The 20,421-nt window shown below is 56.3% G+C and carries 14 protein-coding genes; 11 read left to right on the top strand and 3 right to left on the bottom strand.

Annotated elements, in window-relative coordinates; translation table 11 throughout:
* Positions 1 to 21: 21 nt before the first annotated feature.
* The 6 genes from metH (at position 22) to JC200_RS00530 (ending at position 11,487) form a co-directional block, all read left to right on the top strand.
* Positions 22 to 3,525 (top strand): methionine synthase, encoded by a 3,504-nt coding sequence (metH, locus tag JC200_RS00555; RefSeq protein ID WP_274434252.1) that lies wholly within the window; start codon positions 22 to 24, stop codon positions 3,523 to 3,525.
* The gene (locus JC200_RS00550; RefSeq protein WP_274434251.1) at positions 3,522 to 5,453 is read left to right on the top strand and encodes a bifunctional homocysteine S-methyltransferase/methylenetetrahydrofolate reductase; all 1,932 of its coding nucleotides are present in this window, start codon (positions 3,522 to 3,524) and stop codon (positions 5,451 to 5,453) included. Before metH ends, JC200_RS00550 begins: the two co-directional genes overlap by 4 nt.
* Positions 5,454 to 5,651: 198 nt before the next feature.
* On the top strand, positions 5,652 to 7,601 hold the full coding sequence (gene acs, locus JC200_RS00545) for an acetate--CoA ligase (RefSeq protein WP_274434250.1): 1,950 nt from the start codon (positions 5,652 to 5,654) through the stop codon (positions 7,599 to 7,601).
* 286 nt (positions 7,602 to 7,887) lie between these two features.
* Positions 7,888 to 8,451: an acetate uptake transporter gene (locus JC200_RS00540; RefSeq protein WP_274434249.1), complete on the top strand. Its 564-nt coding sequence runs from the start codon at positions 7,888 to 7,890 to the stop codon at positions 8,449 to 8,451.
* Positions 8,452 to 8,731: 280 nt separating this feature from the next.
* The gene (locus JC200_RS00535) at positions 8,732 to 9,910 is read left to right on the top strand and encodes a MalY/PatB family protein (protein ID WP_274434248.1); all 1,179 of its coding nucleotides are present in this window, start codon (positions 8,732 to 8,734) and stop codon (positions 9,908 to 9,910) included.
* 287 nt (positions 9,911 to 10,197) lie between these two features.
* On the top strand, positions 10,198 to 11,487 hold the full coding sequence (locus JC200_RS00530; RefSeq protein ID WP_274436651.1) for an ammonium transporter: 1,290 nt from the start codon (positions 10,198 to 10,200) through the stop codon (positions 11,485 to 11,487).
* Between the two features lie 97 nt (positions 11,488 to 11,584).
* On the opposite strand, the gene JC200_RS00525 is transcribed toward JC200_RS00530, so the two are convergent.
* A complete protein-coding gene (locus JC200_RS00525; RefSeq protein WP_274434247.1) occupies positions 11,585 to 12,910 on the bottom strand; it encodes a glutamine synthetase family protein in 1,326 nt (441 codons plus the stop codon).
* 233 nt (positions 12,911 to 13,143) lie between these two features.
* Here JC200_RS00525 and JC200_RS00520 point away from each other — a divergent pair, with 233 nt between their 5' ends.
* From JC200_RS00520 to JC200_RS00500, 5 genes are all read left to right on the top strand, one after another.
* On the top strand, positions 13,144 to 14,157 hold the full coding sequence (locus JC200_RS00520; RefSeq protein WP_274436650.1) for a putative nucleotidyltransferase substrate binding domain-containing protein: 1,014 nt from the start codon (positions 13,144 to 13,146) through the stop codon (positions 14,155 to 14,157).
* A gap of 6 nt (positions 14,158 to 14,163) precedes the next feature.
* Complete coding sequence (locus JC200_RS00515; protein ID WP_274434246.1) at positions 14,164 to 14,844, top strand: exonuclease domain-containing protein; 681 nt, start codon at positions 14,164 to 14,166, stop codon at positions 14,842 to 14,844.
* Between the two features lie 66 nt (positions 14,845 to 14,910).
* Positions 14,911 to 15,663 carry an enoyl-[acyl-carrier-protein] reductase FabL gene (gene fabL / locus JC200_RS00510; protein WP_274434245.1) on the top strand — a complete coding sequence of 251 codons (753 nt, stop codon included), beginning with the start codon at positions 14,911 to 14,913 and terminating at the stop codon, positions 15,661 to 15,663.
* Positions 15,664 to 15,672: 9 nt separating this feature from the next.
* Complete coding sequence (locus tag JC200_RS00505; protein ID WP_274434244.1) at positions 15,673 to 16,752, top strand: methyltransferase domain-containing protein; 1,080 nt, start codon at positions 15,673 to 15,675, stop codon at positions 16,750 to 16,752.
* Between the two features lie 174 nt (positions 16,753 to 16,926).
* On the top strand, positions 16,927 to 17,802 hold the full coding sequence (locus tag JC200_RS00500; RefSeq protein WP_274434243.1) for a universal stress protein: 876 nt from the start codon (positions 16,927 to 16,929) through the stop codon (positions 17,800 to 17,802).
* Between the two features lie 291 nt (positions 17,803 to 18,093).
* Here JC200_RS00500 and JC200_RS00495 read toward each other — a convergent pair whose 3' ends face one another.
* Positions 18,094 to 18,702 (bottom strand): hypothetical protein, encoded by a 609-nt coding sequence (locus tag JC200_RS00495; RefSeq protein WP_274434242.1) that lies wholly within the window; start codon positions 18,700 to 18,702, stop codon positions 18,094 to 18,096.
* A 17-nt stretch (positions 18,703 to 18,719) separates the two neighbouring features.
* Positions 18,720 to 20,204, bottom strand: coding sequence for a PAS domain S-box protein (locus tag JC200_RS00490; RefSeq protein ID WP_274434241.1), 1,485 nt, complete (start codon positions 20,202 to 20,204; stop codon positions 18,720 to 18,722).
* Between the last annotated feature and the right edge of the window lie 217 nt (positions 20,205 to 20,421).

Raw genomic sequence — 20,421 nt, 5'->3', positions numbered from 1 at the left:
GAGAGTGGGAGAGTAAATTTGATGACGACACGCGAGCGCCTTGCTGCAGCTCTGCAGAGGCGGATTTTGGTCCTCGACGGCGCCATGGGGACGATGCTACAGCAACAAGACCTGACAGAGGAAGACTTTGGCGGACCTGAGACAGACGGGTGCAACGAGGTGCTGAATCTCACGCGCCCTGAAGTCATAGAGGCGATTCACACCGCGTACTTGGAAGCTGGCGCGGACATCATTGAGACGAATACGTTTGGCGCTACGCCGATTGTACTCGCCGAGTATGGACTGGCAGACCGCGCTTTAGAAATCAACGTGGCTGCTGCGCGCATTGCGGTGCGGGCGGTGCAGCAATTCGAGGCAACCGGTCGCGAACGGTTCGTAGCTGGGTCTATGGGCCCCACGACGAAAAACCTCTCGGTTACGGGTGGCGTTACGTTCGATGAACTGGCAAATGCGTACGAACTCCAGGCACGAGGCCTGATCGAAGGCGGAGTGGACCTGTTGCTGCTAGAAACCGCTCAGGACCTGCTCAACGTCAAGGCAGCGGGTCTTGGTATTGAGCGCGCGCGTGTGCTGACCGGGGTCGACGTCCCCGTCTTCATTTCGGGCACCATTGAACCGATGGGAACGACACTCGCGGGTCAGACGATTGACGCCTTTTACGTGGCCGTCGAACATCTGAAACCGCTGGCCGTTGGCCTGAACTGTGCAACTGGCCCAGAGTTTATGCGCGATCATCTGCGCGCACTTTCCACGCTCGCGACTTGTGCAGTCAGTTGCTACCCAAATGCGGGCTTACCTGACGAAGACGGCCATTACCATGAAACACCGTCGAGTCTATCCGTGAAACTAGGCGCATTTGCTGACCAAGGGTGGCTCAATGTCGTGGGTGGGTGTTGTGGGACGACGCCTGATCACATTCGAGCTCTGGCGGCCGCCGTACGCGACAAGGCGCCGCGCCAGGCTACTGGCGAGCACGCGCACATGGTCTCTGGCCTCGAGTCATTGCTGCTTGAAGCGGATAACCGCCCGCTCTTGGTCGGCGAGCGGACAAATGTGATCGGATCTCGCAAGTTTCGTCGTCTCATTGCCGACGAGGACTACGATGCGGCAGCCGAAGTGGCGCGCGATCAGGTGCGCGCCGGTGCGCACGTGATTGACATTTGCCTCGCTGACCCGGACCGCGACGAGGTCGCTGACATGGCGGCATTCTTGCCGCGCGTCGTGCGCAGGGTAAAGGTGCCGCTAATGATCGACTCGACAGACGCTCGCGTGGTCGAGCTCGGACTCAAACACGCCCAGGGCAAATCAATTATCAACTCTGCCAATTTGGAAGACGGAGAGCACCGACTGCGGGAGTTCGCGGCGCTAGCCACCCGCTATGGTTCGGCGCTCGTGATTGGCACCATCGATGAACAGGGAATGGCTGTCACTCGTCAGCGGAAGCTTGACGTTGCGGTCCGCACAGTCGGCATTCTGACCAAAGAGTGTGGCATGAAACCACAAGACATCATCATTGACCCGCTGACTTTCCCTGCCGGAACCGGCGACGAAGCGTATTTGGGCGCGGCTCTGGAAACGGTGGAAGGGATTCGGTTGATCAAACAGCACCTGCCGCTGTGCCCGACGATTCTCGGCGTCAGCAATGTATCGTTTGGTCTACCGCCATCAGGCCGAGAAGTGCTCAACTCTGTGTTTCTCTACAATTGCACGAAAGCAGGGCTCGACTACGCGATTGTGAACAGCGAGAAACTCGAGCGGTTCGCATCAATCGCCGATTCAGAACGGCAGTTGGCGGAGGAATTACTGTTTCACACGACGGACGCCCTGGTTGCGGAATTTACAGCTTTTTACCGCGGTAAAAAACCGGAGTCGACATCAGCGCTGACGGAAAGTCTGCCAGTTGAAGAGCGGTTGGCTCGTCGCATCGTGGACGGCAGCAAAACGAGCCTCACAGAGGACCTCGACGAAATGTTGACAAAGGCAAAGCCACTTGACATCATCAACGGACCCCTGATGGACGGCATGAGTGAAGTTGGTCGCCTGTTCAACAACAACGAGTTGATCGTCGCTGAAGTGCTGCAGAGCGCAGAGGTGATGAAAGCTGCGGTCGCCTATCTCGAACCATACATGGAGAAGACACAGACGGCGACGAAGGGCAAACTGCTGCTTGCGACCGTGAAAGGCGACGTGCACGACATTGGTAAGAACCTCGTCGAGATTATTCTGACAAACAATGGGTACGAAGTCATCAACCTCGGTATTAAGGTTCCGCCGGAACAGTTAATCGAGGCGGTGCGCAGGCACCAGCCAGACCTGATTGGGTTGTCTGGATTGCTCGTGAAGTCGGCGCAACAAATGGTGACAACCGCCGATGACCTGCGGGCTGCGGGCGTCTCATTACCGCTCCTCGTGGGTGGGGCAGCGCTGACCAAACGGTTCACGCTGACACGGATTGCTCCACAGTACGGGGGGCCGGTGTTGTACGCAAAAGACGCGATGGACGGACTTGACTTAGCAAACCGCTTGACCACGCCGAGTAGCCGTCAAGATGTGCTGGTTGCTTTGGCAAAGGAGCAGTCAGAGGCGATGGCGTCTACCGCGGCGGGGAGTGACAAGACGATTGGACAAGCAGGCCCTGCCAAACGGTCCGACGTGCGCCGCGACGTACCTGTTTACCTACCGCCTGACCTCGACCGACATGTGCTGAGTCCGTACCCGCTGACGCACGTTCGCCCGTATCTGAACTTGCAGATGCTACTTGGCAAGCACCTCGGTCTGCGTGGAAACGTCGATAAGTTGTTGGCGAGCGGAGACGAGCGAGCACTTGAACTGCTGGCTCTAGTCGACTCCCTGCTCACGGATGGTGCCCGCGAAGGTTGGCTGTCGGTACACGGGATGTACAGATTCTTTCCTGCACAAGCAGTCGGCGACAAGCTTCTCGTCCACGACCCGGATAAGCCTGACCAGGTTGCGGCTACGTTTGAATTTCCGCGGCAGCGGGTGCGCCCGTACCTGTGCCTAGCGGACTTTGTCCGTGAAGCACAGAGTGGTGTGATGGACTATGTCGCCATGCTGACTGTAACGGCCGGTCGCGGCGTGCGTGAGCGGGCAGAGGCGTGGAAAGAGGCGGGGGACTACCTGCGCGCGTTTGCGCTGCAAGCGTTGGCGCTGGAGTTGGCGGAGGCATTTGCGGAGCGGGTACATCACTTGATTCGTGACGCATGGGGTTTTCCTGACAAGCTTGACATGACAATGCGTGAACGGTTTATGGCTCGTTATCAAGGGATTCGCGTTTCGTTTGGGTATCCAGCCTGTCCCAACCTGGAAGACCAAGAAAAACTGTTTGCGTTACTGCGTCCACAAGACATTGGGGTGGAACTGACAGATGGATTTATGATGGAGCCCGAAGCGAGCGTATCCGCACTTGTGTTCTCGCATCCGGACGCGCGTTACTTCAACGCCGATGCGTCTGAACGAGAGTCGGTTGCGCAGTCGCCCGAGACGGAGGAGGTGGTAGAAGGATGAGGCACGATGGAGACCAAAGCGAGTCGCCGATTACCCGGGACACATTGCTGGCAGAGACTTGGGTCGGCGACGGCGCGATGGCCACACTCCTTCACCAGTGGGGCGTGCCGATTCGCACCTGCTACGAAGCTCTGTCCGTATCCATGCCGGAGTGGGTCGCAAACGTGCACAAGGCATATCTGAATGCTGGCGCCAACTTCATTCAGACTAACACGTTTGGCGCCCACAAAAGTGGTCTTGCACGCTATCACGCTGAGCGTGAAGTGGCGTCCATCAACACAGCTGCTGTGCATGTTGCACGGCTTGCCGTGCAGGAGTTTCTCGACCAGCCTCATCCCGAAAGACTCGGCGCCAATCGACGCCGTCCGCTCGTCTTTGGCACCATCGGGTCGATCGGCGGCGCTCGAGCAGCTGGGTTTGGCGCGCTTGACCCTGACGTACAAAAAGAAATTGGCGGTGAGTACGACGAGCAGGCGAGTGCGCTGCTAGCGGCGGGGGTCGATGGCATTGTCCTTGAGACGTTCGCGGAGGCAACTGAAATGGTATATGCCCTTGAGGTCGTTCGCTCACTGACGGACCTTCCAGTCCTGGCGAATCTATCGCCAGAGACGATCGGTGTGACCGTCGACGGCGTGCCCGTCGCAGAGGCCTTTGAAGCTATGCGTTCTGCTGGTGCCACGGTCGTTGGACTCAATTGTCGACTGGGTCCCTCGGGGATTCTTCGCACGTATGAACAAATAACGCTCCATCCTGGTGTTGCTTACGCCGCAGTGCCAAACGCCGGCATTTTGCAGCGTGAAGACAACGACCTTCGCTACACAGGCAGTGCGGAGTACTTTGCGGACATCGCTGAGCGTCTCTGGCGGCAGGGCGTTCGCTGGCTTGGTGGCTGCTGCGGCACGACACCGACACACATCGAGCAACTTGCGCTTCGGGTGGCAAACGTCGAGGCGGGCGCGCAGACCCCAATACTGTCGCAGGCAGAGGCAAAGCCTCGGATTGAGGTAAGAGCAGCCCATGTCGAGACACCAGTGTCGGGCGCAGCGACGATTGTCGCGCAGGCTGCGACAAAAACGACCGTCATTGTCGAACTCGATCCGCCTAGGACCGTGCAGTCCAAACGGTTTTTGGCCGGCGCGCGTGCCCTGCGCGACGCAGGTGCAGATTTCATCACGATGGCGGACAACTCGCTCGGGCATGTGCGCGTCAGCAACATGGCGCTGGCTGCCTTGTTAAAACAGGAAGGCATCGAACCGCTGGTGCACGTGACCTGTCGGGACCGCAATTTGATCGGTCAGCAGTCGCACTTGATGGGGCTGGAAGTGCTGGGGGTTCGTCATATTTTGCTCGTTACAGGCGATCCGACCCGGTTCGGTGACTTGCCTGGAGCGACATCGGTGTACGATGTGTCCTCGACAGAGTTGACTCGACTGGTGAAACGCTTGAATGCGGGCATTGCATTTTCCGGACAACCCATGCGACAGCCATCGAGGTTTGTCGTCGGCACATCGTTCAACCCCTATGTCGCCAATTTTGACCGCGCGCTCGAAAGGCTGAAGCGCAAAGTTGACGCCGGAGCTGACTATGTGATGACACAGCCGGTCTTTGAACCGCAGAGGGTAGAGCAACTCGCGCGTGCCACCGACGGTCTTGGAGTACCTGTCTTCATCGGTGTTATGCCGCTGGTGAGCCATCGAAATGCACAGTTCCTGCACAATGAAGTGCCAGGTATCGCCATTCCTGAAGACGTCCTCGCGCGCATGGCGAGTGCGCCTGAAGAGACGGCAACCGAAATGGGGCTGAAGGTTGCTGAGGAAATTCTGGACGTTGCAACCGAGTGCTTCCGCGGCATTTACCTCATCACTCCGTTTCTTCGCTATGAGTTAACTGAGAGTCTCACGGCTTACGTGAAAGCGAAGACCTTCTGAATCGCTGTCGAAGATGGCAAAAACAGTTCGAATGGACTAGGGATTTTCCTTAATTCTAGTAACAAATTCCTCGTTCATTCGAACCGTGCATGGTATACTTTCGGTGAGCGCTTTCATAATGTTTACGGCAGATTGAAGATTCGGCGTTGTTCAGTCGCTTGCAGTTCAACAAAAATTCACATTGGAAGGGGAATTGGCATGTCCGTGGATCCAAACCGCTTAGATACGCTGCTTAAGGAAGACCGGAAGTTTGCCCCCTCAGAAGCGTTTCGCGCCCAAGCAAACTTCAACGACCCAGACATTTACGACAAGGCACTTGCGGACCCAGAGGCGTACTGGGCGGAACAAGCTCAGAATTTGTCGTGGTTCAAACCTTGGACGAAGGTTCTCGAGTGGAATCCCCCGCATGCGAAGTGGTTTGTCGACGCAAAGCTGAACGCGGCCTACAACGCTGTAGACCGTCACCGCCAAGGGCCGCGCAAAAACAAAGCGGCCATCATTTGGGAAGGTGAACCAGGCGACAGCAAAGTGTTCACGTACGACATGCTCGGCCGCGAAGTGGACAAAGCGGCACATGTGCTGACCAGCCTTGGCGTCAAACGTGGCGATCGGGTGACCATTTATCTTCCGATGATCCCGGAACTTCCGATTAGCATGCTAGCTTGCGCCAAGATTGGCGCCATTCACTCTGTTGTGTTTGGTGGATTTGCGGCTGCGTCGCTGCGAGACCGAATTCTCGACGCTGACTCCAACATTGTGATTACGGCCGATGGCGGCTGGCGGCGAGGCGGCGTTGTGCCGCTAAAGAACAACACTGACGAGGCCGTCGAAGGCACTTCTGTCGATACTGTCGTTGTCGTACCGCGTGTCGGGAAAGCTGCCGGCGCACAGATGGTCGACGGCCGTGACCACGACTGGAACGAGTTGATGGCAAAAGCCTCAACGGCGCCGTTCCCTGCAGCTGAAATGGACGCAGAGGACATTCTGTACCTGCTTTACACGTCTGGTACAACTGGCAAGCCAAAGGGCATCGTGCACACCACAGGCGGTTACATGGTCGGTGTCAATACCTCGATGCGCAGCGTCTTTGATTTAAAAGAAGACGACATCCACTTTTGCAGCGCCGACATCGGCTGGGTAACGGGACATACGTACATTGTTTATGGCCCCCTTTCAGCGGGAGCGACGACCGTGATGTATGAAGGTGCGCCCGATTTCCCTGACCGCGACCGCTTCTGGTCAATTATCGAGAAGTACGGCGCAACCATTTTCTATACCGCTCCGACTTCCATTCGGACATTCATGAAGTGGGGGCCACAGCACGTTGAGAAGCACGACCTCTCGAGTTTGCGCTTGCTTGGCACCGTTGGCGAGCCGATTAACCCGGAGGCTTGGATGTGGTATCACGTGCACGTCGGCAAGGAGCAGTGTCCAGTCGTCGATACGTGGTGGCAAACGGAGACTGGTTGCGCCATGATTGCGCCGCTTCCCGGCATCACTGAGACGAAACCTGGCTCTGCAACACGGCCACTCCCAGGGATTGCGGTGGATGTGGTGGACGAGAATGGCGACTCTGTCGGCGCAGGCAATGGCGGTTACCTCGTGATTAAAAAACCGTGGCCGTCGATGCTGCGCACGGTGTGGGGCGACGATGAACGCTTCCAAAACACCTACTTCGGGAAATTTGACGGGACGTATCTACCGGGAGACGGGGCTCACCTCGACGATGACAGCTACATCTGGATTCTCGGGCGCATTGATGACGTGATTAACGTCTCTGGCCACCGCATTGGCACCATGGAAGTCGAGAGCGCGCTGGTAGGTCATCAGGCTGTAGCAGAAGCTGCCGTGATTGGGCGGTCCCATGATGTCAAAGGCCAAGCGATTACAGCGTTTGTCACGGTGAAAGAAGGCGCAACAGCCGATGATGCGCTGGCTGCGGAATTGAAGCAACACGTTGCAGCTGCCATTGGCGCGATGGCTCGACCGGAGGAAATCATCTTCACGGCCGAACTCCCGAAAACCCGCAGCGCAAAAATCATGCGCAGACTGTTGCGGGACATCGCCGAGGGACGCGTGATTGGCGATACGACAACACTCGCGGACGCCAGCGTCGTCGAAGAGTTGAAGAAGCTCTACAAAGACTGAGGGATTGCAGGGGTGCGCAGGCAGTTGCTTGCGCACCTGCCATGCCAGTCGGTGTAGCGGGAAGGGAGGTGGTGGAAGCGTGCGAGTCTCGTATTCCTATCGCCGCCGTTCACAGAAAAGATAGACTTTAACGTTCGCGTACGCGCGGCAAGAGACCTCGGGCGCACCTTCGCATGTTCAAGTAAGCGGATTCAGGCTGGTCTGGTCAGACGCGGTGTGTTTCGCTATCTTTCCCGTCTTTTTGCAGTCGTGCACCAACAGTATTGATTTTCCGAGGAGGGTTCGTATGTCCGAAACCAAAATTGCCGATCCGGGGCCATTAGGTCTGGCCGGATTCGGAATCACCACCTGCATTTTGAGTTTGATTAATACGGGCGAGGTCAGCGGCAAAGCCATCGGTGTTGTGCTCGGCTTGGCGCTCATCTACGGCGGCGGCGCTCAACTGTTGGCTGGGATTTGGGAGTTCCGCAAAGGCAACACGTTTGGCGCAACGGCGTTTAGCTCGTACGGCGCGTTCTGGATTGCGTTCTACCTGATTGTGAAATCTGGGACCACAGTCGGCGTCGGCTGGTTCCTCTTGTTCTTTGGCATCTTGACCTTCTATCTTTGGATTGGCACATTCTTCCTTAATAAGGCTCTGTTCTGGGTGTTCCTGACACTGTGGCTGGCCTTCTTCTTACTCGCAATCGGCAATTTCGACGCTAGTTTCGGTAGCACTGCAGGCGGTTGGGTCGGTCTCTTGTGCGGCCTGCTCGCGCTCTACACTTCAGCAGCGGTTGTCACCAACGCCACGGCAGGGCGCGTCGTGCTGCCGGTTGGCAAACCGTTCCGGCAACCGACTGTGGCCTGAGTTCGCAGCCGTATTCCAGCGTCTATCAAGCGTTCAGCCCCGGCGTAGTGCCGGGGCTGTTTACGTTCGCGTCAGCTGTTCGGTGTTGGTCGGCCGACGAGCGCCTTGTTGGAGTGCGTGCGTGAGTCGGTTCATAGGATGGCTGCGCGTATCGCACTCCCTGGACGCCTGTTCTGAGGACTAGTTCACTGCTAAAATGGAGGAGGGTGACCACTCCCCATGCCTAAAGGCAGGCTGAAGCAAGGGGTTTTACGGCGCGTTCGATAAGGGGGTCACTGGATTGGACAGTCGATTTGACAACGTGATAGGCCGTGAAGAGACAGCGAGCATTAAGTGGGATGGGCGCATGCAGAAATTCGGGCGCGATGACGTGATTCCGATGTGGGTCGCAGACATGGACTTTGCTTCGCCGGAGTGCGTCATTGAAGCGTTACATAAGCGGGTTGGGCACGGTGTATTTGGCTACACGGTTCGCGATGACGCGTTTAACGAGGCTGTCGTCGGTTGGCTTTTGCGCAGGCATCAGTGGACAATACAGCCGGAGTGGGTCTCTCAGGCTTCTGGAGTCGTGCCGGCACTGAATTACTTAATTCAAGCCCTGACAGAACCGGGGGACGGCATCATTATTCAACCTCCGGTCTATCACCCGTTTGCTCGTTTAATCAAGAGTCACCATCGTCAGTTGCTGACAAATCCTCTGCAAGAGCAAGCGGGCAAGTACGTGATGGACTATGATGACCTTGAAGAGAAAGCTGCGGCCGGTGGGAAACTGCTCATCCTCTGCAGTCCGCACAACCCAGTTGGGCGGGTCTGGACGCGCGAGGAGCTCGAACGAGCCGGAGACATCTGTCTAAGACACGGGGTGACGGTGATAGCGGATGAAATTCACTGTGATTTGGTCTACGCTCCCCACCGGCACACGCCGTTTGCGAGTATTTCGAAAGAATTCTCCATGAATTCGATCACGACGCTCGCACCGAGCAAGACGTTTAATGTTGCGGGTCTGAATACAGCGCTCGTCGTGACGGAACGGGAAGACTTGCGTACTCGCTACCGCGACATGATTCAACTGCAGACCGCTGGGTCGATTAACGTCCTCGGCGCAGAGGCTTTAAAGGCCGCCTACAGGGGCGGCGACGCCTGGCTCGACGACTTGCTTCGCTACTTGGCAGGAAACATCGCCTATCTGAAGTCGCAATTGCAATCCCTTGCGCCACGTGTTCGCGTTCGGGATACGGAAGGGACCTATCTGGTCTGGCTCGACTTTCGCGAACTCGGAATGACGCCGGTGCAACTCCAAGAGTGGTTGGTGCAAGAGGTGGGTCTTGGTTTGGAGGCTGGCGAGACATATGGTGACGAAGGCGCCGGATTCCAGAGAATCAATGTTGGATGCCCGCGGTCAGTGCTAGAAGAAGCTGTTCAGCGTTTGCACAAAGGTGTCAAGTCCCTCGGTAGGTAATATAACCTAACATAAATGCCGCTGATTTTTAGAAATTAATTAATAATGTTATAAAACATAACATATTGTGTTGCGTATCTTCCCTCCACTTCGTATTCTAAGACCATACAGAAGAGGAGGGAAGAATCATGACATGGCAGGGATTCCGAACACCTGGGTTGAAGGGGGCAGGAATGGAGCGTGAAATCGGCCGCTCAGGGCGATTTAGGTGGCAGTGGGGGGCGCTCGTCGGACTCGTTGCGCTGTTGTTCCCGAGTGTTACGTTTGCTGCCACAACCAAACCGGTGATTTCGTCGGGTGACACGGCCTGGGTACTTGCTTCATCAGCGTTGGTCCTGTTGATGACACCTGGATTGGCCTTCTTCTACGGTGGGCTGGTGCGCAAAAAGAATGTCATCACGACGATGCTGCAAGTTGTTGCTGTCATTCTTGTCGTCTCCTTACAGTGGGTTGTTGTGGGTTATTCCTTGGCGTTCGGGCCGGACGTGCATCACCTAATCGGGAACTTGCAATGGGTGCTGTGGAATGGTGTCGGTTCCACGCCGAACAGTTACGCCGGAACCATTCCAGCTACAGCGTTTGGAATTTTCCAGATGATGTTTGCCGTGATCACGCCCGCGCTCATAGTGGGTGGCCTGGCAGAGCGCGTGAAGTTTTCGGCCTTCCTCGTGTTTACAACTTTGTGGGCGACACTCATTTACGACCCGTTGGCACACTGGGTGTGGGGCGGTGGGTGGCTGATGCAACTGGGCATCCTGGATTTTGCGGGCGGTACGGTCGTTCATATCAGCTCCGGTGTGGCAGGACTTGTTGCAGCAATTTACCTTGGCAAACGCGCGGAACACGGCTCCAAGTCGATTCGAGCTCACAATGTACCGTTCGTTTTGCTTGGCACCGCTCTGTTGTGGTTCGGGTGGTTCGGCTTTAACGCAGGCAGCGCTCTCGCCGCGAATGGGTTGGCGTCAACGGCTTTTTTGACCACCAACACAGCAACTGCGGCGGCAGCCCTCGGCTGGATACTGGTTGAGAAACTTCGCACGGGGCATGTCACACTCGTCGGTGCCTGTGCTGGCGCAGTGACAGGCCTAGTAGCGGTCACTCCTGCTGCAGGCTTTGTTACCCCTGGTGGGTCGATCGTTGTCGGTTTCGTGGGTGGCATCATCTGTTTCTTTGCATCAACGTTTATGAAAGAGAAACTGGGTTACGACGATGCGCTCGACGCATTCGGAGGGCACGGCATTGGCGGTACATGGGGCGCTATCGCGACCGGGCTGTTTGCGACTACGGCGATTAACTCCGCAGGTCACAACGGGCTGTTTTACGGCAATCCGCACCAGGTCGTGATTCAACTCATCGGCGTCGGAGCAACGTGGGCGTTTTCCGGACTTGGCACCTACATTTTGCTGAAAGTCATTGACTTAGTGATGGGTCTGCGCGTGACGAAGGAAGAAGAAATTATGGGTCTCGACCTCGTCCTGCACAATGAGGCCGCCTACCCGGAGATGCTGTCGACGGACGAACTACCGAAGATTTTCGGTGACCGGCGGTCTGCAGAGAGAACGGCTCTGGACAGTTAAGCGAAAGGTTGCTGTGTTGAACGGACTTGTCGTAAATAACTCTGTTGCCATTTCGACCGCCGGACGTCTACGTCTGGCGGTTCTTGTTGTATGCCCGCTAGAGTTCGAGGTATTGATCGTGCTCCCAAGCGTGCACTGTATTCTGATATGCTTGCCACTCCAGCGACTTTGAGTTCAAAAAGCGTGTGAGCAGGTGCTCGCCGATGGTCTCTTCAAGCCATACGTCTTCCTCTAGTGCCGACAGCGCCTCGGCCAGGTTGGTGGGCAAGGTGAAGATTCCGCGCAGGAGGCGCTCCTCATTGGACATCGCGCTCACTTCTGCCTCTACGGCTTGGGGTGGTGCGAGCGAGCGCGTCACACCGTCAAGTCCCGCTGAAATCATCGCTGCGAAGGCAAGATAAGGGTTGCAGGTGACGTCTGGTGAGCGCAGTTCAATCCACGTCCGTGCGTCGGTGTGTCGCGTTACCCGGACAAACGGGTTGCGATACCGCACAGCCCAGCAGATGAACGCAGGGGCTTCAAGGCGAGGCACGAGTCGTTTGTAGCTGTTCACGAGTGGGTTCGTGAGCGCAGTCAGACCGGGCGCATGTTGAAAAAGTCCAGCAATGTAGTGGAGTCCTGACAGACTCAAGCCATCGGGGTGCGTCGAATCGGTAAAGGCACTGCCGTCTTTTGTCAGGAGAGACTGAAATACGTGCAGCCCGGAGCCATCGAAACCCTGCAGCGGTTTTGGCATAAATGTCGCGAACAGGTGGTGACGAGCGCTGACCGACTTGACCACCATTTTGACCGTCAGAAGCGCATCCGCTGCCGCGAGTGCCGGCAGTGCGTCGAGGACCACTTCGTACTGGCCCGGCCCAACTTCATGGTGGATAGCCGCGACCGGAACGTTCATCGCTGTCAAACTTTCAGCAATTTGACGCAGACACGTGTCTTCGAGCGATGCGCTCATGTCAAAGTAACCGTCGTTATCACTCGGTTCCAATCTTGGATGACGGTCTTTGTCTTGCCGGAACAAGTAAAATTCCACTTCAAGTCGCAATTGCACATCCGTGAATCCTAGTTCCGCAGACCTGAGGAGCACTTTGCGCAAAACAGACCGCGAGTCTCCAGAGAATGAAAATCCGTCTGGCAGGCAGACATCACAGGTCAACTGACCGACAGAGCGCGGGTCAACTTCCAACGGGATGACGCGCCAAGTCGAGGCATCCGGTTGCAAAATCATGTCTGACTCTTCGCTGCGGACAAACCCCGCGACAGATGAGCCGTCAAAGAAGACACCCGTTTGAAAAGCCGCTCCGAGTTGATGGCGAGGGATTTCCACGCTCTTTAACGCTCCGTGCAAATCGACAAACTGTAAGCGCACGAAGCGGACTTGCGATGCTTGGGCCAGTTCGATGACCTGTCGTGCCGCTTCATTCATGTCAGGTTTCCTCCGCTCCAAGTTGTTTCACTGAATTCATCCTACCGCATTCCTTGGGAGTCGGCTAGATTCACTTCCAATCCTCAATAACTTGCGTCCGCTTTACGAGGAGTTCATACCTGGTGATCGCGCTGTTAGCAATTGACGCATGCTGCAGTGGGGGGTACAGTGAGGGCAGAACAGATATTTGTGTGAAGTTACTTGACACCAGGGTGGAGGCTGGTTTTGTGGAGATGCCTGGGCTCGACTACGATTGGACGTTCGTTCTCCACGATTCACAGGCCCTGAGAAATTGGAGTGTGGCGGTCGCGGAGATGACAGTGTCTGCACTCGCCACAGGAACTTCGGTGGAAGCCTGGATGAGCGCATTTGCTCGCATCCGTTGTGCGCAGATTGTGTCGGCGTGGCACAGCGCACTGCCCGACCCGTTGCGTGACAAAGTGACGTTGGTTCAGCTTGGGTCCGCAGCACGCCGCGAAGACCTTTTGGGAAGTGACCTTGACCACGCCGTGCTCGCGTCTGACGAAGACTCGGCTGCAGCTGTTGTGCCACATCTCTACACGTTTATTCGGGTCATGAGCAGTGTCCTCTGCCCGCCTTGCGAAGGCTTTGTCATGGCGACCAATCCAAGGTGGATTGGCACCGAAGCTTCGTGGCAAACCCGCGTGCAGCAGTACTTGTCGCATCCGGATTGGGATCACGCGAGGTACCTGTTCATGCTCGTTGATAGTCGAGTTCACGCGAGGGCACGCGAGTGGGACGAAGTGGTATTGCCGGTGCGTACTGCGATCGAAAGTTCGTCGTTCTTGCGTTGGGAGATGGCTCACCTCGGCATCCGGGGAACGGTTGGTCTCGGGCCCTTTGGCCGCGTGGTACTGGACCAGGTCGGGGAGAGAAAGGTGTTTTCTGTAAAGGAACGGCTCGTGGCGCCGATGGTCCATTCGATTCGTCTGCTCGCAATGAGCGCAGGTATCACTCGCCTGTCAACGCGAGAGCGATGTGCTGAGCTTGCTGCTTTGGGCGTGCTGACGCAGGGGGAGGCGACCGAGGTTATGGCTGCCGTCTCATTCGCATGGTCACTTCGCCTGAGAAGTCACGCGAAAGCCGTTCTCGATGGGAACCCACTGCGCGACTGGGTGGATGCAGGACGCCTATCCCAAGAAGAGCAGGCTGAGCTGCGTGAGCACCTACGCGTGGCCAAAGAGCTAGAGCACATGGTGTGCCGGCGGTTTCCGAAACCGAGGTGAGCGGGTGTGAAGTGGTGGTACGGCGCAGACCGCGCCAATCAGCTTGGACACGACGAGGAGCAGCCTGTCCGTGACGGAGAGTTGGGTGCGGCTGTCTGGGAAGCGCCGCTCGAGTCGGTGAGGTACTTCGTGATCGACATTGAGACAAGTGGCTTCTCGCCAACTTCCGACCACATACTGTCGCTTGCAGCGGCCTGCATAAGCGGGCAAGACCCGACTCTGTTTGACACGTTCTATGAAGTCGTACAATTGGATGCCGTCGCAGACGTGACAGAGCGGGTGTGGGCATTGACAGGACTGACTCCGGAGCAAGTGGTACGCGGTCAGCCAATCCGTGACGTTTTGTTCCGCGCGCTGTCGCTGTCTGTAAACAAAGTGTGGGTCGCGCATCACGCGCGCCACGAGCTGTCGTTTTTGCAGCGCCAGACCAAGCGAATGTGGCGGATGCCGTTGCGACCCATCGTGATCGACACGTCTGTCGTCGCCAGAGCCCTGTGGAGACTGCCGGAAGTACCGACGCTGGAGTCTGTGTGCGACCGTTTGGGAGTGCCCGTGACAGACCGTCATCGGGCCGACGCAGATGTCGCGATGACGGCGCAGGTGTGGGCGCGGCAATTGACTCTGTGTCGAGCGATGGGGCTGTCCACAGTTGCAGAGGTCGTGGAGTGGGCAGCTGAGCGTGGCTGATGCAGGTGCCCTCGCGCCGATGATGTTACAATCAATACAATGTTCGAGAAGGGATGATGGACAAGCATGCACGGTCGGAAAGTCGCACTGATTACGGGAGGGACTCGCGGCATTGGAAAAGCTGTCGCACTCAAGTTCGCGAATGCCGGATACGACCTGGTTCTGAATTTCTTGCGCAGTCGGAGCAAGGCGGAGGAGACCAAGGCAGAACTTGAAGCAAGCGGAGCAACGGTGCATCTGGTCAAAGCCAATGTCGGCGATGTGGAGCACATCAAGCGCTTGTTTGATGAAGTCGACCATTCGTTTGGTCGCTTAGACGTGTTTATCAGCAACGCAGCATCCGGTGTCCAGCGACCGGTTCTTGAAGTGGAGGCGTCGCATTGGGACTGGACGCAAAACATCAATGCTCGCGCATTTTTCTTTGCGGCACAACAAGCGGCAGTGCGGATGGAGAAGACTGGGGGCGGTGCGATGGTGGCGATGTCCAGTATCGGCTCGGTGCGCGTCCTTCCAAATTACACGATTGTCGGAGTGTCAAAGGCGGCGCTGGAAGCGATTACCCGCTATTTGGCGGTTGAGTTCGCACCGCTTGGCATTGCCGTCAATGCGGTGTCGGGCGGTGTCGTAGAGACAGATGCACTCAATCACTTCCCGAACCGGGAACAGTTGCTCGAAGCTGGTCGCAACAACCCAACCGGGCAGATGCTCCAGCCTGAAGACCTTGCGAATGCGGTGTTCTTCCTGTGTTCGGAAGAGGCGCGCATGGTCCGCGGTCAGACGCTCATCGTCGATGGCGGCTACTCACTGCTGGTTCCTTAAGACAGGCCCGTGAATGCGTACGTATACATCCTGCGATGCCGCGACGGAAGCTTTTACACTGGGTATACGACAGACCTGGAGCGACGTGTGCGGGCACACCAAACTGGGCGGGCCGCGAAGTACACGCGGTCGCGTAGACCTGTTGAACTGTGCTACGTCGAGGTCTGCAGTGACAAGCCATCGGCCATGAGACGCGAGTGGGCGATTAAACAGTTGAGTCGCATGCAAAAAGAGGAACTCGTCTGTCGCTCGCCCCATACTTTTGAAGCGAGTTGTGCGGCTGAAACGCAGGCAAGGTTGGGAGGCGGAAGCGGGATGCCGGAAGAGGATAAGAAGGACCGTGTAGTCGCACAATTTGGCCCGCGAGCAGAGGCGTATGTGAGGAGTCGTTCCCATGCAGACCCGGAGGTCTTGCAACAGTTGATGGAACAACTCGAGCCCGCAGCAAAGGGGATTGCACTCGACGTCGCGACGGGCGGTGGACACGTTGCAGGTGCCCTCGCGCCCCTCGTTCGCCATGTAGTGGTGAGTGACATGACGCCTGCCATGCTGGCCACTGCGCGTACCCATTTGCGCAACGTCGACAATCTGACATATGTCGTGGCAGATGCCGAACACCTGCCGTTTTTGGACGCGTCTTTTGAGACGGTCACCTGCCGGATTGCGGCACACCACTTTCCGCACCCAGAGCAGTTCGTCCAAGAGGCTGCGCGCGTGCTGCGACCTGGCGGACGTTTGCTGCTTGTAGACAACGTGGTGCCCGCCGACCGCGCACTCGCAGATGCTTTTAACGAACTGGAGTTATTGCGAGATGATAGCCACGTACGGTGCGCATCCATTGAGGAGTGGAAGGCGTGGCTGACGGGGAGTGGGTTGTCCATCCATAGGGAGTCACTGCGCAACAAGACCCTGACGTTTACACCATGGATGAGCAGAATGGCAAGAGACGATGTGCACGCGGCTACGGTGGAAACCTGGCTCAAAGACAGAGACACATCGTTTCAGCAGTGTTTTGGCGTGCAGATTGAACATGGGCGAGTCCAATCGCTGACTGCGATGGAGTGGTCCGTGGTCTGCGAACGGAGATAAAGGAACTTACTGCAGGACTGTAACCTGATAATCTATTCGGACTATTTGTTGCTCATCCAAATGGCTGATAATAATTAGACTTTTGTAATCTCCCGGAATTTCCTGCCTGAGTTTATATTCTCAGCGTACACATCGACACGGAATCAGAGCGTCGACGGGAGGGAGAGGATTAAGGTGCGAACAGTTCTGTTTGCTACGGACGGTTCGAAAGCATCGGAAGCAGCCGCGCTCGCGGCGCGCAGATTGCTTGACCAATGGCCTGATGCGAAGCTGCATGTGTTGTATGTGTCGGTAGAGGCTGCGTACGGGTATGACATCAGTCCAGAAACAACCAAGCACCACGAAGAACACGTGGCCAGCGAGATCGAACAAAGGTTGGCCTCTGGCGTCTACAGGGATTGTGCCGACCGTGTGGTGTATTCGCATGACGCTGGGTCGCCGGCGCGCGTCATTTGCGACGTGGCCAAGGCAGATAGCGCAGAAATGATTGTCGTTGGCAGTCACGGACATGGTCGACTGGACCGGATGGTACTGGGCTCCGTCAGCCGCGAGGTGACACGCCGAACGAGTATTCCTGTTCTAATCGTCCCGAGCTACATTGACACAGCGACCTTCAAATTGTCGCGAATCCTGTTTGCAACAGACGGGTCTCCCGGCAGTGAGGAAGCTGCCGCATTCGTTCAGAATCTGCTTGAAGAGTTCCCCACGTTAACAGCGCAGAGCCTATATGTGAGGAACGACGCAATGTACGCGCCATTCGGTCAAGTGGTGACTGAGACTGCGAGCCGTGAACGGGCATGGGCGAAGATGCTTCGAGAACAATTAACAACGAAGACTTTTGCCAAGTACGCCGACCGCCACCAGCACATGGAAGCAGAGGGCCAACCTTCGGTGCTTATCTGTCTCACTGCGGAGGACGCGCAACTAGACGCAATCGTCATGGGCAGTCACGGCTTCGGCCCCGTCAACCGCTTCCTTCTCGGTAGCGTCAGCGAAGAAGTCGCTCACCGGGCGCGCGTTCCAGTCATCGTGGTAAGACACCACGAATAGGCTCACGCTACCACTGAGAACAAATAACGAATAGTTCCACGCCGAACCTCGACGACATATTTCAAGGGTGGCCTTCGTGCCACCTCTTGTTGTTTGTTCGAACGAGTCGTCATGGCTAGATTTCTTACTGTTTTGTCGGTGTGATCCGGTGCGACGGCAACGGTTGGGCAATGTCGCACGTAGGTTATATGGAGGGCGACATCACGGTTGTGTCCTGATTCTGTCGAAACTCCGGATGAGTATATTTGGAAGGCTTGCTATGCCAGTTGCAAGGGGTGACTCCGAATGTGACTACTTCACCTCGTGAGACTCTGACGGACTACCTGCCGCGTGCTCCTTTTCAATCGCTTCAAACAGTTGTTCTAGCCGGGCGAGTTCTGCAACCGCAGTTTCCAAGGCTTGACGGTTGCGGTCGTCCTGCACGGGGAAGAGCAGAAACCGTACAGCCGCGAGTGACGTACGGACGTTGTTGCTGACGTGCCAAGGCAGAACGTGATCGCGATGGGAGGCGGGGACATCTGACTGATGAGCCAGTGCGGCGCGTTCTTGACGATGCTGAACGCCAAGACGCGCAACCAACAGCAAGCCAACCCACTCGAAGAGGGCTGTGGTTAAAGTCAGGTTAAAGCCGTGGTAGCCTGCTCGTACCGTCAGTCCCAAGACGCCGAACACGGACAGGGCGAGGGCGCTGGTGGCACCGAAGTAGTAGCCCGCGGCGCCAGTGCTGATGAGTAGGATGACGAACCACAAATGACCGGTAACGAGGCCCCACGAGCACAACCCCAGGACGATGACAGCAGTCATCAGGTTGGTGTGTAGGTCCATGACGCGAATCACCCGTTGATCAAGAATGGCCAGTCGCTGTAACATCCGCGCGAACACGCCCGGGTGCTGCGCCATGGTTGCATCAGCCTCTCTTACTTCTCTTTGCCGTACCACAAAACGGACGGGGTAGCCGAGTTCACACTGTGCAGCACCACTTCCGCTACTGTGCCCTGCGGATGATGTGCGTAGAACTTGAGCGTGCCGTTGTGATCCTGGATGATTTTGTGCGTGACCATCAGGCCAAGTCCAGTCCCCTTCTCCTTAGTGGTGAGGAACGGCTCCCCTAGACGTTTTAGAAGTTCCGGGGGAATTCCAGTCCCTTCGTCTGTGATGTAGACGTGGATGTCTTGGGCAGCGTCCACATCTGCCTCCACGCGGATGTACCCACCACGGTCCATGGCTTCCATGGCATTCTTAATGAGGTTAATAAAAACTTGCTTTAATTGATGTGGTTCGCAGTAGAGCAGGGGGAGCGTTTCCGGCACGTCAGTGGAAATGGTGATGCGGCTTTTTCTTGCATGACCTACCATCAGCGTGACGACGCTCTGGATGATGTCGTGAATGTTCATGATGCCGAACTGTTTATCGTGCGGTTTGGCGACGAGCAAAAGTTCACCAACGATACTATCCACCCGATCGAGTTCAGAGACAATGAGGTCAATTTGCTGTTCAGTTTCAGGGTTTGCTTTTCGCAGCACTTCCACAGACCACTTAATGGCTGCGAGTGGGTTGCGAATTTCATGCGCAATTCCGGACGCTAGTTGCCCAACTGCAGCAATGGTCTCACTGCGCCGAAGCGCCTCTTCAGCTTTCTTCTGCTCGGTTACGTCACGGCCAATCACAATCATGCCGCTTCGTTCACCGCCCTTGTGGTAAACCGGGACTTTGGTGACTTGATAAATGCGTTCCGTGCCGTCTGTTTGCGCGATGGCGCATTCCTCATAGGCTGTCTCGCCAGCATCCCACACTCGGTTGTCGCTTTCGGCAAACGGCTGCAGCGCCACTTGACACTGGGGGTACTCCGCGCTGATCTCTCGGGAGGTCAGACCGCGGTACACTTCTGGTTCAAGCGTGAACAGGCGCGTGGCCGCGTCGTTCGCCTTCAGCCACCGCCCGTCTCCATCTTGGAACAGCACGATGTCTGGCATCGTCGCGATTAACGCGTCCAGTTTTTCTTCCTCTAGTTTTCGCTCTGTAATCTCATTTCGGAAGGAAACATATTGGTAAGGCTTGCCGTGCTCATCCATGAGCGGCACGATGATGGTATGCATCCAATAAAACGAGCCGTCTTTGGCTCGGTTTTTAATTTCTCCAGTCCAAATTTCTCCGTTGGCAATGGTTCGGTACATTTGACGAAAGAACTCTTTCGAGTGATGACCTGAATTGATAATGCGGTGGTTCGCGCCCAGTAGTTCTTCCAGCGAGTACTTGGAGATTTCACAAAACTTTCCGTTTGCAAACGTGATCGTGCCCTGAACATCGGTGATGGCCACGATTAAAGCCTTGTCAAGCGCGGTGTTCAGATCGGTCAGTTCGACAAGGAGGCGTTCCATCGTCTGCAGGGTCTCTCGTAACATGCCGCTTGGCCCCTTTTCTGCGTGGTCAACCGTGCTCATGGAATAGCGTGATAAAGCAGTTGGCCGTTCAGGGTATCTCCTTTAGTATACCACATCTGTCGAAAATATCTTTGGGTTCTCTGAACTATGCAGAGAGATTGGCTCATTTTGTCGATTGTTGTTGATTTTTGCCTGTCAAGAATCTATTTTTGAAAAGTACAGAGACTTTTCATTAGTA

The sequence above is a fragment of the Alicyclobacillus sp. ALC3 genome, assembly GCF_028751195.1.
GTDB lineage: Bacteria > Bacillota > Bacilli > Alicyclobacillales > Alicyclobacillaceae > Alicyclobacillus_L.
The sequence above is the reverse complement of the archived record's forward strand: the minus strand, read 5'-3'. Positions and strand labels throughout refer to the sequence as shown.

Coding starts and splice junctions, on each gene's coding strand:
- metH (WP_274434252.1), top strand. CDS start 22: ATGACGACACGCGAGCGCCTTGCTGCAGCTCTGCAGAGGCGGATTTTG.
- JC200_RS00550 (WP_274434251.1), top strand. CDS start 3,522: ATGAGGCACGATGGAGACCAAAGCGAGTCGCCGATTACCCGGGACACA.
- acs (WP_274434250.1), top strand. CDS start 5,652: ATGTCCGTGGATCCAAACCGCTTAGATACGCTGCTTAAGGAAGACCGG.
- JC200_RS00540 (WP_274434249.1), top strand. CDS start 7,888: ATGTCCGAAACCAAAATTGCCGATCCGGGGCCATTAGGTCTGGCCGGA.
- JC200_RS00525 (WP_274434247.1), bottom strand. CDS start 12,910: ATGAATGAAGCGGCACGACAGGTCATCGAACTGGCCCAAGCATCGCAA.
- JC200_RS00520 (WP_274436650.1), top strand. CDS start 13,144: ATGCCTGGGCTCGACTACGATTGGACGTTCGTTCTCCACGATTCACAG.
- fabL (WP_274434245.1), top strand. CDS start 14,911: ATGCACGGTCGGAAAGTCGCACTGATTACGGGAGGGACTCGCGGCATT.
- JC200_RS00495 (WP_274434242.1), bottom strand. CDS start 18,702: ATGGCGCAGCACCCGGGCGTGTTCGCGCGGATGTTACAGCGACTGGCC.
- JC200_RS00490 (WP_274434241.1), bottom strand. CDS start 20,204: ATGTTACGAGAGACCCTGCAGACGATGGAACGCCTCCTTGTCGAACTG.